Annotated in this window: 13 protein-coding genes and 1 tRNA gene; 7 read left to right on the top strand and 7 right to left on the bottom strand. The window is 61.5% G+C overall.

Translation table 11 applies throughout. From position 1 onward, the window contains the following. Nucleotides 1-39 precede the first annotated feature (39 nt). Nucleotides 40-213: a hypothetical protein gene (locus tag SJQ66_RS19670; protein WP_157684916.1), complete on the bottom strand. Its 174-nt coding sequence runs from the start codon at nucleotides 211-213 to the stop codon at nucleotides 40-42. Between the two features lie 94 nt (nucleotides 214-307). Between SJQ66_RS19670 and SJQ66_RS19665 the strand changes: the two genes are divergently transcribed. Then, the gene (locus tag SJQ66_RS19665; protein ID WP_320535212.1) at nucleotides 308-1,048 is read left to right on the top strand and encodes a hypothetical protein; all 741 of its coding nucleotides are present in this window, start codon (nucleotides 308-310) and stop codon (nucleotides 1,046-1,048) included. A gap of 97 nt (nucleotides 1,049-1,145) precedes the next feature. Here SJQ66_RS19665 and SJQ66_RS19660 read toward each other — a convergent pair whose 3' ends face one another. Beyond that, nucleotides 1,146-1,799 carry a DUF1439 domain-containing protein gene (locus tag SJQ66_RS19660; protein ID WP_320535211.1) on the bottom strand — a complete coding sequence of 218 codons (654 nt, stop codon included), beginning with the start codon at nucleotides 1,797-1,799 and terminating at the stop codon, nucleotides 1,146-1,148. A gap of 265 nt (nucleotides 1,800-2,064) precedes the next feature. Here SJQ66_RS19660 and trmB point away from each other — a divergent pair, with 265 nt between their 5' ends. Continuing rightward, on the top strand, nucleotides 2,065-2,838 hold the full coding sequence (trmB, locus tag SJQ66_RS19655; protein ID WP_320535210.1) for a tRNA (guanosine(46)-N7)-methyltransferase TrmB: 774 nt from the start codon (nucleotides 2,065-2,067) through the stop codon (nucleotides 2,836-2,838). 10 nt (nucleotides 2,839-2,848) lie between these two features. On the opposite strand, the gene SJQ66_RS19650 is transcribed toward trmB, so the two are convergent. Next, entirely contained in the window at nucleotides 2,849-3,775 is a 927-nt protein-coding gene (locus tag SJQ66_RS19650) for an undecaprenyl-diphosphate phosphatase (protein ID WP_024902034.1), read from the bottom strand. Nucleotides 3,776-3,959: 184 nt separating this feature from the next. Between SJQ66_RS19650 and SJQ66_RS19645 the strand changes: the two genes are divergently transcribed. From SJQ66_RS19645 to SJQ66_RS19625, 5 genes are all read left to right on the top strand, one after another. Beyond that, a complete protein-coding gene (locus SJQ66_RS19645) occupies nucleotides 3,960-4,613 on the top strand; it encodes a protein-L-isoaspartate O-methyltransferase family protein (protein WP_024902033.1) in 654 nt (217 codons plus the stop codon). A gap of 112 nt (nucleotides 4,614-4,725) precedes the next feature. Further along, nucleotides 4,726-5,049: a rhodanese-like domain-containing protein gene (locus SJQ66_RS19640; RefSeq protein ID WP_024902032.1), complete on the top strand. Its 324-nt coding sequence runs from the start codon at nucleotides 4,726-4,728 to the stop codon at nucleotides 5,047-5,049. 167 nt (nucleotides 5,050-5,216) lie between these two features. Continuing rightward, nucleotides 5,217-5,783, top strand: coding sequence for a YaeQ family protein (locus tag SJQ66_RS19635; protein WP_024902031.1), 567 nt, complete (start codon nucleotides 5,217-5,219; stop codon nucleotides 5,781-5,783). Between the two features lie 109 nt (nucleotides 5,784-5,892). Then, nucleotides 5,893-6,237 carry a putative quinol monooxygenase gene (locus tag SJQ66_RS19630; RefSeq protein WP_320535209.1) on the top strand — a complete coding sequence of 115 codons (345 nt, stop codon included), beginning with the start codon at nucleotides 5,893-5,895 and terminating at the stop codon, nucleotides 6,235-6,237. Nucleotides 6,238-6,380: 143 nt separating this feature from the next. Further along, nucleotides 6,381-6,454 (top strand) — tRNA-Gly (locus SJQ66_RS19625). 91 nt (nucleotides 6,455-6,545) lie between these two features. On the opposite strand, the gene SJQ66_RS19620 is transcribed toward SJQ66_RS19625, so the two are convergent. The 4 genes from SJQ66_RS19620 to SJQ66_RS19605 form a co-directional block, all read right to left on the bottom strand. Next, nucleotides 6,546-8,150: a 3-deoxy-D-manno-octulosonic acid transferase gene (locus SJQ66_RS19620; protein ID WP_320535353.1), complete on the bottom strand. Its 1,605-nt coding sequence runs from the start codon at nucleotides 8,148-8,150 to the stop codon at nucleotides 6,546-6,548. An 82-nt stretch (nucleotides 8,151-8,232) separates the two neighbouring features. Further along, nucleotides 8,233-9,114, bottom strand: coding sequence for a Kdo hydroxylase KdoO (locus SJQ66_RS19615; protein WP_024902029.1), 882 nt, complete (start codon nucleotides 9,112-9,114; stop codon nucleotides 8,233-8,235). 174 nt (nucleotides 9,115-9,288) lie between these two features. Next, nucleotides 9,289-10,308, bottom strand: coding sequence for a lipopolysaccharide heptosyltransferase I (gene waaC, locus SJQ66_RS19610; RefSeq protein ID WP_024902028.1), 1,020 nt, complete (start codon nucleotides 10,306-10,308; stop codon nucleotides 9,289-9,291). A 166-nt stretch (nucleotides 10,309-10,474) separates the two neighbouring features. Beyond that, a complete protein-coding gene (locus SJQ66_RS19605; protein WP_320535208.1) occupies nucleotides 10,475-11,869 on the bottom strand; it encodes a phosphomannomutase/phosphoglucomutase in 1,395 nt (464 codons plus the stop codon). Nucleotides 11,870-12,106 lie beyond the last annotated feature (237 nt).

Below are 12,106 nucleotides of genomic sequence, written 5' to 3'. Positions count from 1 at the left end.
GGCAAGTTGCTGTTTTATCACAAATTTCTTCAGATTTATCTAACAGGCCGCTACACTTGGCAGGCGATACGGGCAGACCATTGCATGACTGCTCAAAGTTGCGTCATCCGGCGGCTCGCCGGGTACCGCGAAGAAGGACATCGCGAAAGACGGTGCGTCGAGCATGCGCTCGCGACCGATAGGCAGTCCGCCATCATGTCCTTGATGCTTCATGTTCCAGGACATCCGGCATGACCTTGTTACCTGACCGGCTCGTAGTATCGATGCGTCCTGTCGACACCCGCGTGCCATGCTGAATCGTTCACGAATGACGCGTCAACTTTCGCCCCCGCCTTGCGGCAGCACACTCGGTCAGAGCGAGCAAGCGTTTAACGCCGCGCCCAATCGGCGGCCGCACTTTCACATCGTCACGGAAGCCCGACGCTCGACTGATCCCGAAATCGACTCCGCCTACGACAAGGCGATGTACACGCGTAGCGAATCGATCGTCGATCACGGCCTGCGCGGTGCCCACAGCATGATGCGCCGAGGGCTGCGCTTGACCGTCGGTGCGCTGGCGATTGCCGCCATCGGGGCCGTCATCGGCTTTCATGCCTGGCAAGACCAGACGACACGCGCCGCGGCGATGGGCAATGAGGACATGGTTGTCGTCGAGACCGTTTCGGACGACACGACGACGTTATTGCTCGCCGGGACGCTGGCGCAATTGGTCGGTTTCCCGCGCGCGGTCCCGGCAGCGAAGCCAGATGCCGCGTCGGCCACACCGATCGCCGCCACCGTATCATCGCTGCGCAAGGCGGCTATTTCCAGGCCACCCGTGTGGCTTGCACACACCGTCAGTGCCGTCGCTTCGTTGCCGGCCACCCTGTCGCCGTCGCGCCTGGTCGACCCTGTTACGCAAGCAGTGCGAACGCACGTCAGCCAGGCGGTGTCGCTTGCCGTTGGCGCCAGCAATTTCACAACGGTTGCCACGATCTTCGAGCGCTTCCAGTTCACCATGGAACGCACGCTCCCCGACGCGCTGGAGCGGGCCACGCCGCAGCGCTAGGCGCCCATCACACCCGCGCCGTTGCCTTTGTGACTGTCTTTGAGCGCTCAGGTCAGGCCTTGGGACGCCGATTCGCGCACGCCATGCGCCCGCGACGTCAGGTCTGTTCGGCGATCTTCACGCGCACGCCCAGGGGTTCGACGGTAATATCCGCAGGCGCGTAGCGGACGCCGGCAAACGACAGCTCTTCCGGCTTGAACGTGTGGATGGGATAGCCTTCCAGCAACTGCGCGACGGCGAGGTCCAAGGCCGCCCGAACCTCCCCACGATAGCCCGGATTCAGATCCGGAAAATCGAGACTCTCGATCGACGGCTGACGCAGCACGACCGCCATGCGTTGCGCATCGTACGCAATGGCGGCGGTCACCGAGAAACGGCCGTCGGCGGGCGCCTGGAGCAACGGGCTTTGGATGTGCGCATGGGCGGCAACCGCCATCCGGTTCTGATCAGGGCGCGTACCCACGAGCGGCTGGTCCACCAGGAGGTCGAGCAAACCTGAAACTTGCCGCCGAATCGGAAAGCGCCGGGCCACGGCTTGCTGAATCTGCGCCAGTGTAAAGGTGTAATGCGATGGGATGAACGAAAACGTCGCGCACGCTCCCAACGGCAGCACACTTGATAACGCACCGAACACGCCGATCTGCAGCATGCGCCGTCGGGCACGCCCCCTGTCCGAACAGGCACTTGATCGTTGCACTGCTTCCGCCTGGCCGTTTTCAGCAACGATGTCCAGCGCGCTGGACTCGGTCATTTCCCACTCACCTCGATTCGAAAGTCTCACGCTGCATGTCTCCCTTGCTGCACCGCCGCGGGTCCACGCGATCCGATATGACCCCTACCTGCGAACGGTACGTTACCGCCCCGGACGCGGAACGGCTCATCGCGCGATCTTACCGCGAGCGGTCGACGTCGGCACGCTTCCCGTCGTCCCCGATACCGGGTAAAGTCTTGGGTTTTCGATGGCTTACCCTCATCGCCGCGCATTGGCGGCACGGTAAGCGCGCCAGAACGACAGCATGACCGCCACCCCGCACTCCCCTCTCGACGCCGACCAGAACGCCGACGGCACTCAGCCCGCCGACGCTTCCGAAGACCTCGCCCCCGACACGGTTGATGGCGCGCCTCATCGCCGGCGCATTCGTAGCTTCGTCACACGCGCCGGACGGCTCTCCACCGGCCAGCGACGCGCCATCGACGAATTAGGTGCCCGCTTCGTCTTACCGCGCGACGCACGTCTCATCGACTGGCCGGCCGTTTTCGGTCGCACCGCACCCCGCATATTCGAGATCGGTTTCGGCATGGGCGCAACCACCGCGGAGATTGCCGCACGCCGTCCAGGCGACGACTTCATCGGCGTGGAAGTGCATGAGCCCGGTGTCGGCGCCTTGCTGAAGCTGATTGAGGAACGTGCCTTACCGAACGTGCGGATCATTCAGCATGACGCCGTGGAAGTCCTCGAACAGCAGATCGATGACGGCACGCTCGACGGCGTACATATCTACTTCCCCGATCCCTGGCATAAAGCCCGTCATAACAAGCGGCGCCTGGTGCAACCGCCCTTCGTCGCATTGCTGGCACGTAAGCTCCGTTCCGGCGGTTATCTGCATCTGGCCACCGACTGGGCACCGTACGCGGAGCAGATGCTCGATGTGCTGCGTGGCAACGCCGACCTTCGCAATACCGTCGCGGACTACGCGCCGCGCCCGGACTATCGGCCGACAACCAAGTTCGAGCAACGCGGCCTGAATCTCGGCCACGGCGTCTGGGATCTTGTTTTCCTGCGCAAGTAACCGCGCGCCGTTACGCGATTTGCCATTCGCCGAAGCCATAGGCGGCGACAAGGATCACGAGACCGAAGACGATCCGGTAGTAAGCGAAGACCGTGAAATCGTGGTTCGAGATAAAGCGCAATAGCCAGCGCACGCAAACCAGCGCCGATACCAACGCAGCAATCAGACCAATCAACAGCAACCCAAGGTCATCGGCTTGCAACGAGTGGCGCGCCTTGTATAGATCATGCGCTGACGCGCCGAAGATGATCGGAATCGCGAGGAAAAACGAGAATTCGGTCGCGACTTTTCGTTCGAGGCCGAATAGCATGCCGCCGATGATGGTCGCACCGGAACGGGACGTACCGGGAATCAACGCGAGGCATTGCGCGAAACCGACTTTCAGCGCATCGGTCCACCGCAGCGCTTCCAGGGAATGCACCCGGGCGCTGCCATGATGCGCCGCTTCATGCGCCGATCCACCGGGCGTGGCCACGATGTGGTCAACTCGGATGCCGTTCTCCGCGGTCATCGCCAGGGGGCCGTTGCGGCGCGCACGTCGCTCGACCCACAAAATCACAAACCCACCGATGACCGCCGCCAGCGCCACCGGCACCGGTGAAAACAGGTATTCCTTGATCAGCCCGCCAAACAACAGGCCGAGAACGACCGCCGGCAAACAGGCGATGACGACATTCCAGGCAAAACGACGGGAATGGACATCGTCGCGACGCGTCAGGCCGCCGACAGTCGTGCCGATCTTTTTCCGGAACTCCCAGCACACGGCCAGAATCGCACCGAACTGAATCACGACATCGAATAATTTCGCGCGCGCATCGTCGAAGTTCAGCAGGTTGCCGACCAGGATCAGGTGGCCGGTGCTGGAAATCGGCAGGAATTCGGTCAAGCCTTCCACCACGCCCATCACGATCGCCTTCAACACCAAAATCACATCCACAGTTTCTCCCCCTAAAAAAACAGATGCCCGACACACCGCTGGCGTCAGGTGCGCGGGCCATGACCGTAAGGATTTCGTCAGTATTCGCATTATCCATCACTTGGACCCGCGACGTTGCGTCGCAACATGCATGGTTTGCTACAATCGGGGCACCAGATGGTAGGCAACTTGGGTGGGCGACGAGATGAACTTCGAAAAAGCGCGTTTCAACATGATCGAGCAGCAGATCCGGCCGTGGGAGGTGCTGAATCTGGACGTACTCGACCTGCTTTCCGTGATCAAACGCGAGAATTTCGTACCTGAAATGTATCGCAATCAGGCGTTCGCCGATCTGGAAGTGCCGCTGCCGCACGGCCAGCATATGCTGTCACCCAAGATCGAAGCGCGTATCCTGCAGGAACTGGCGGTGCGAAAGCACGAGCAGGTCCTTGAAATTGGTGCCGGTTCCGGTTACATGGCCGCATTGTTGGCGGCGCGGGCGCAGCGGGTCATTACCGTCGAGCTATACGAGGACATTGCGGCGTTCGCGCAGCAGAATCTCGTGTCAAATGCCGTGTCGAATGTCGAAGTGGTGGTGGGCGACGCGGCGCGCGGCTGGCCGGCCGCCGCACCGTACGACGTGATTGTGGTCTCCGGCGGCTTGCCGATTTTGCCGCAAGGTTTGCTCGAACAGGTGAAGGTAGGCGGTCGCTTGTCGGCTTTTGTCGGCGAAGCGCCGGTGATGAAGGCACAGATCGTGACGCGACTCAGTGAAACCGAGTTCCGCATCGTCGAACTCTTCGAGACCTACGTCGCACCGTTGGAAAACGCGCAGCAACCGCCGCGCTTCAAGTTCTGACCTTGCCTGACTCGCCTGCTGCCGTTCGCGCTCAAATAGCATGCTTTTTTCGACGGCAGCACATTGGAATGCACGCGGCTGGCATACATGCTGGCCCATACGGATAAAATCGATGGAACAACTCGCCCCGGCCGCCCTGGCCGAACGTCTGGCCGACGCATCCCGTCCCGCGCCGGTTCTGCTCGACGTGCGCGAACCGTGGGAAATCCAGACGGTGGCGCTACCGAACATCGTCGCCATACCCATGAACCAGATTCCGGTACGGATCGATGAACTTGATCCGGAAGCGGAGATCGTCTGTATCTGTCACCACGGGGGCCGGAGCGCGCAAGTTGCCATGTTCCTCGGCTCACGCGGTTTCACACGCTTGCACAACCTCCAAGGCGGCATGGACGCGTATGCCCGGACCGTCGATCCGAGCCTGCCGACGTACTGAACCCGGTGTATCTCCCGATCGTCGATCGGTAAGCCCTGATTTCCGCCGGAAGCGCGATGCAAGCGTGCTTGGTTCGCTTTCGGGCATGGGTTCCATCGGGCCGTGGCGCTTAGTGCGCTATGATGCGGCCTCCACGACTTTTTGCGGCCCACCCGGTCCTTCCCGCCATGGCATTGAAAGCCACCATCCATAAAGCGGAACTGGTGATCGCCGACATGGACCGCCCGTACTATGGCGACCATGCGCTGACGATTGCAAAACACCCTTCCGAGAATGACGAACGCATGATGGTGCGATTGATCGTCTTCGGCCTGCTGGCGTCTGAATCGTTGAGCTTCACGAAAGGATTAAGCGATGCAGATGAACCAGATCTGTGGCAAAAGGACTTGACCGGACATATCGAGAAATGGGTGGATATCGGTCAACCGGACGAGCGGCGGATGAGCCGTGCCGCGGCACGGGCGGACTTGGCGCTGGTGGTCGCGCATGGTGGGCGGGCAGCGGATGTATGGTGGCAGCAGAATGAAAACAAGGTCTCCCGATTGGACAAGCTTGAAGTCTGGAAACTGCACGATGACGTCCCGGCAGCATTGGCGGGCCTTGCCGCACGCGGCATGCGCCTGGCGTTGAACCGTCAGGACGACCAGTTGTGGGTCAGCAGCATGGATAGCGATACATCGGTGCTGGTCGAATGGACGGTGCTGAAGGCAGCGAAGGCCGCTCGCGTAGGCTAAAAGCGCTAGACTGACCGTATCGTTGCGTTGCTGACGATATCAGACGTGCGCCACGGCAATGTGGTTGTCTCACGCGGCAACAGCGCGCCCCACCTAATCAGGAGCCTGCATGACTGCATCCCCGTCCCATCCCTCCTCCGCCGACGCCGCATCGGTATTCGTCGTGATTGCCGAATTCACGGTCAAGCCGGGTGCGCGCGAGGCATTTCTGAAAGTTGGCGCCGGCGACGCGGAAGGTTCGGTGTCGAATGAGGAAGGCTGTTTCGCTTTCGATGTTCTTGTATCCGAGGACGACCAAAACCGCGTGACGTTCCATGAGGTGTATCGCGACCGCGCGGCGTTTGAGACACACAAAACCCAGCCGCATTACAAGGTGTTTGCCGAAGCCTCGCCGCCACTACTGGCAGGCGCGCCGACGGTACGGTTTTATCTGTCGAAGCCGTCAAAGGGATAAGGTTTCTCCCGCGTGATGGGAGTGCGAGGCCCTGTCCCCTTGGCGGGTGGTGTGCCGCCGGACGCCGCGTCATCAGCGACTACAGACGGGCACGGTTTTGTGACTTGCCTACGCGGCCAGTCGCGTTTATGATGTCAGGCTTCGCGGGCGTCGTATAATGGTAATACCCTAGCTTCCCAAGCTAGAGCCGTGGGTTCGATTCCCATCGCCCGCTCCAGATGAAGAAAAAGGCCCGGAAGGCGCTAGACAGTACCTATTCTGTCTAGCGCCTTCCGGGCCTTTGCTTATGGCGCTGAAGCGCCCGGCTCCTAAGCCGGTCGTAAGAATTCGGCCAGGAACGCCACCGTTCGCGCCGTCGCGCCGCGATCTTTTTCAGCGAACTGTTTTGCGGCAAGTCCCATCGCCTGGCGACGGCTGTGATCGCGCAGCAATGATGCCACGGCGTCTCCAAGCGCATCGGGCGTTGCCACGCGCATGGCCGCACCCACGCCAATCGCATTCGCGCTGGCTTGCGTAAAGTTATACGTATGCGGCCCGAGCAGCACAGGCGTGCCAGCCGCCGCCGCCTCGATCAGGTTCTGACCACCCGTTGGCACCAGACTACCGCCAATGAACGCCAGATCCGACGCCCCGTAATACGCTGGCAGTTCTCCCATCGAGTCGCCAATCAGCACGTCGACATCCTCCGGCAAGACGTCGCGCGGCGCCCGCGAGGGTGCCGCCTCGGCCCACTCGGAGCGGCGCACCGTCTTATAGCGGCTGGCCACGAGCGCAGACACCTCGTTGAAGCGCTGCGGATGGCGCGGCACCAGAATCAATAATGCTCGCTCCGCATCGGTCCGCTCATCGAACGCTCCCGCATCGACAGCCTTGAACGGCTTCGCGGTCACCGCGGGAATGTCCTCCTCGCTGGCCTGTGCATTCCCGCCTTCCAATACGGCCGCCTGCGCCACCGCTACCGGCGCCGCCGACGTGACACCAACCGGTTCGACACCCGCCTCGATCACGTCCTCCACACGCGCCGTTTGGGGGGGCGTGGCAAGGCGGGCCGCCTGCACCGACTGTTTCGGCAACCCCCTTCGTACCGATTGCGATTGCGCGGAAGCCTCCCCCACGACGCCACTCGCCTCGCGCCACGCCCGCGCCGCTTCACGCTGGCGCGCGAAGGCATCGAGCACAAGGGCCTCCTCGCCTTCGCGCGTGCTCGCGGCCACCCACACCGGCCGGTCGCCAATCGCAAGGCGCCAGCGCGCCCCCGCATCGATCAATGCGGTATCGCATGGTACGTCGAATTTGAGATTGCCTAACACCGCGGTACGCCGCGCGCCCAGTTCCTCGAGTCGATGCGCATCCGCTTCGGTCTGCGCGAGCACGGCACTCAAGCCGGCGAACACGCTGCGCGCCGCCGCGCCAAAACGCTGCGCGCGCCGGAACGACTTCTCCGACATTCGGCCATTGACCATTACCAACGGCACACCGGCGTGCGCGCACTCGTCGATCAACGTCGGCCACACCTCGGTCTCCATCACGACGCCCAAGGCCGGACGTTGACGCGCCAGAAAACGCCGCACCGCGCCACGCATGTCGTATGGCAGGTAGCATCGCGCCACACGATCGCCAAACACCGTCACGCTGGTCGCGCGACCGGCGGGCGTCATGCACGTCACCAGCAATTCCGCATCCGGATGTGCCTGACGCAATGCGTCGACCAGGGGCTGACTCGCACGCGTTTCACCTACCGAGACCGCATGCACCCAGATCAACGGTGCCGCGCTTTGCCGTCGAGGCACAAACCCGAATCGCTCACCGATATGCCGGATGTATCCGGGCTCGCGCCGGGAACGCCACACCAAGCGGCAAACGGCAACCGGCGCCGCGATCCACCAAAGCAGGCGGTACATTTCTCTCAGCAAACGAACAGATGGTGTTGGCATCAGGCATTTCTCCTCGACGGAAGGCGGATGGATCGGGACGGTTGCGCGGATGCGTCAACCGTCATACGAGGACCTTGCCGGTCAAACGTTCAAGCACGCCCAGCGGGGCACATGCCGGTTCGACCATCGAGGCGGCCGGCAAGAAAAACGTTTGTTCCATCATGAACTGTCCCGACATCACCGCGTGGGACGTTTGATCGGAAAAACAAATCCAGATACAGCCCGGCGGGAAACGCATTTCTTCCTGCGGACAATGCTGCTGATATTGCTGATCCGCCTTCATCGCGTCATGCAAACCGAGCATCAGATGATCGTACGGCGTACGACGGGATTTCGTAATACCCAACGTCTGCAAAAGCCAGGCACTCCCCGGCGTTTGACGTGGAATACGCGGGACAAAGGCCTTCGCCACATCGTCGAAGGACTCCCCCACGCGCCAGACGCGCGGCTCGCCAGCAGGGTTGATATTGGCAAATACGCGCAGGATGCGCTCGCCATGATTCGGCCGCGATGGAAACGCATCCACATGCAGGCGGCTGTCATCGGCACGCCATGACGTCTGCCGCGTCTCGACACGATGCAGCCGCAAGCTCGTCGGCGCCGCGCGCAGCTGGCCATCATATTCAGGCAACAAACCGCTGATCAAGCCACGCGCCAATTGCTGATACCGGGCGATCATCCCCCGTACCCGCGCCTGCCTCTCTTCGTCACCGAGGACACCCGCCAGTTTCCCGCCATCGGGCGACAGACTGATATTTTTGCGTTTGGGATCGGCAATCGTCGGATCAAGCAAGCGCCGCTCTTCCGCATCCAGGTCAAATGCCAAATGCGGAAAATACAAGACACGCCCCCGTTCCAACGCGGCCACCACATCGGCGCGTGGTGCGGAGAGACCGTTGGCGTGCCAATCGCCTTCAAGGGTGATGATTTGTGAAACGCTCATGCTGCTGCCTGGAATGTCGAATAAACCGTACCGATATCAGGCAGCAGGATAGCCGATTACGCACCGCTCGACCAATGCACCGGCTTCGTGCCAGATTTTATGACTGTCCCGGATGCGGAATACGATAACGCGGGCCACGAACTCGCCCTACCCGCGCTGGAGCCGAGGGAGTGCTTACAGCAATCCAAATCGGCTGAGCGCCTGCTTCACATCGCTGAGATGCGGCGGACGATTGGCGGCACCGATTTCGACCACGTTGGTCGACCAATACCCTCCCGTGCGCCAGGCAGTAGAGAAGTTATACAGTTCAACGGTCGGTCGACGCAGTGCCGCGGCGATATGAATAAGCCCAGTGTCCACGCCGACGACCGCCGCCGCTCCGTCGAGCAAGCCCACCACGGCGTCCAGCGCCAGTTTCGGGGGTACCAGTGCGGCATCGCCGAAGTGACTGGCGATCCGCTCGCTGCAGGCCTTTTCTTCTTCGTTGCCCCACGGGAGTACCAGCGACGCGCCTCGACGGGCCAATGCTTCACCCAGCGCGATCCATTCGGTTTCCGGCCACTGCTTGTCTTTGCGTGAGCTCGCATGAACAAAAACGACATAGGGCACGGGCAGATTCAATCCGAGCCGCGCCAGCGCCAAGGCACCCTTGTGCTGGTCCAGGCCGAAATCGACGTCCGAGGCATCATCCGTCGGGGCGGGCATGTCCAGCGCCGCGGCCACCAACTGGCGCGAGCGCTCGACCACATGCGTGCGACGTTCGATCGCTATCGATCGCTTGTAGAAGTAGCGCGCCGGCCATTCATAGCCGGCGCCATCCGTCCGATTGCCTAACCCCACGACCGGCCCTCTGCCGCGCGATGCGATCCACGCGGTCTTTATCAGACCTTGGCAATCGATGATGACGTCGTAACGTTCTTCGCGGAAGGCGCGTTTGAACATCCCGTATTGCTGTCGCGTCACGGAAGATAGCGGTGCATGCCGCCAACGGCGCAAGGCCACGGGAATCACGCGCCGCACGCCGGTAACGAGCTGGACCAGATCAGTGAACGATTCTTCGACGATCCAATCGATGTCGGCATCGGGACGATAACGCAGGATATCAGCGACGACCGGCATGTTATGCACGACATCACCCAGGGATGACACCCTGACGATGGCAATCTTCGGTCGAGGGCGATGCGGATTGGTCATGCGAGCGGAACACACAAAAAAGACGGCGGGAAGCCAGGCAGCGCCTCGTTTTTACGAGACGCGCGCGGACTTCCGAGAAAACGTAGATTCTACTGCCTGCGGCATCGCCGGAGCGGGATTTTTTCGTGCAGCCCGCCGATGACGCGGCACCGCAGGCGCGGCGGCATCAGAACGGCAGATTGATGTCGGCGCGTTCGGCCGTGATCACCCGGCGGAAATCCTCCTGAATCCGCTTCAGCGCTTCTTCGCTGTCCGCTTCGAAACGCAGCACGACGACCGGCGTCGTGTTCGAGGACCGGGCCAAGCCAAAACCGTCGGGATATTCCACACGCAGGCCATCGATCGTGATGACGTCGTCCGCACCGGTGAACTTGGCGTTCTGCCGCAGCTTGTCGATGAGCGCCACATTCTCGCCTTCTTCCAGCTTGATCTGAAGTTCCGGTGTGCTCAACGAATTCGGCAAATCGTTCAGCAGCTTGCTCGGATCACTGACGCGAGACAGGATTTCCAGCATGCGCGCGCCGGTGTAAAGGCCATCGTCGAAGCCATACCACCGGTCCTTGAAGAACACGTGACCACTCATTTCGCCTGCCAACGGCGCACCGGTTTCCTTCAGCTTCGCCTTGACCAGCGAATGGCCCGTCTTCCACATCAGCGGGTCCCCGCCATTCTTGCGTACCCACTTCGCCAGGTTGCGCGTGCACTTGACGTCATAAATGATCTGGCCACCCGGCACGCGCGACAGGATCTCCTCGGCAAACAGCATCATCTGACGATCCGGATAGATAATCTGGCCATCCTTGGTCACCACGCCCAGCCGATCGCCGTCACCGTCGAAGGCAAAGCCGATTTCCATGTCCGTGGTTTCCAGCGCGGCAATCACGTCTTGCAGGTTTTCCGGATGGGCAGGGTCTGGGTGATGGTTCGGAAACGTGCCGTCGACATCGCAGAACAACGGCTTGATCTCCGCGCCCAACGCCTTGAACAGCTTCGGTGCGATCGCTCCCGCCACGCCGTTACCCGCGTCGAGCACCAGCTTCATCCCGCGCGCCGGCTTGATGTCGCTGACAATGCGCTCGATGTATTCGTCGGTGATGTCATAGCTTTCCAACGTGCCAGCGCCGCTTTCGAAGCGCTCGTCCACGATGCGCTGATAGAGTCCCTGGATCGCATCGCCATAGATCGCCTGGCCGCGCAGCACCATCTTGAAACCATTGTAGTCAGGAGGATTATGGCTGCCGGTCACGACAATGCACGAATCGACATTACGCGGACCGCCTTTCAACTTCAACGGCACATTGGTGGCGAAATAGCCGACCGGTGTGGGCACCATCCCGATGTCAACGACGTCGACGCCCGCGGATTGCAGACCTTCCGCCAACGCCGCCGACAGTTCGGGGCCCGACAGACGGCCATCCCGACCGATCACGACCGCGCTGCCACCCTGGGCGCGCACGTCGCTGCCGAAAGCCTTGCCGATCTGACGGGCAACGTCCGCGTCCAGCGTTTTGCCGATTACACCGCGAATGTCATATGCCTTGAAAATCGTCTGGGAGATCATTGCTTGCTTTCACCTTTATTTGAAATGTCATCGGTAGCGCGACACCACGCGCAGCCTGCGGCTGCACTTTCACCTTACTCTTTCAATATAATCGCGGATCGTGGAACGTCCGTGACCTGTATTGATTTGTTACAGCTTGCCGCCGCGTGAGGCGACCGGGCGTTTCTTATTCTATGCGAAGCCTGACGGGCCCGTCACAGTCAGGCAAAATCGCCCATTCCGCCCCACGCCATGCCA

It is taken from the genome of Robbsia andropogonis (genome assembly GCF_034047095.1).
Lineage (GTDB): Bacteria > Pseudomonadota > Gammaproteobacteria > Burkholderiales > Burkholderiaceae > Robbsia > Robbsia andropogonis.
This window is presented reverse-complemented; position numbering and strand designations above follow the sequence as displayed.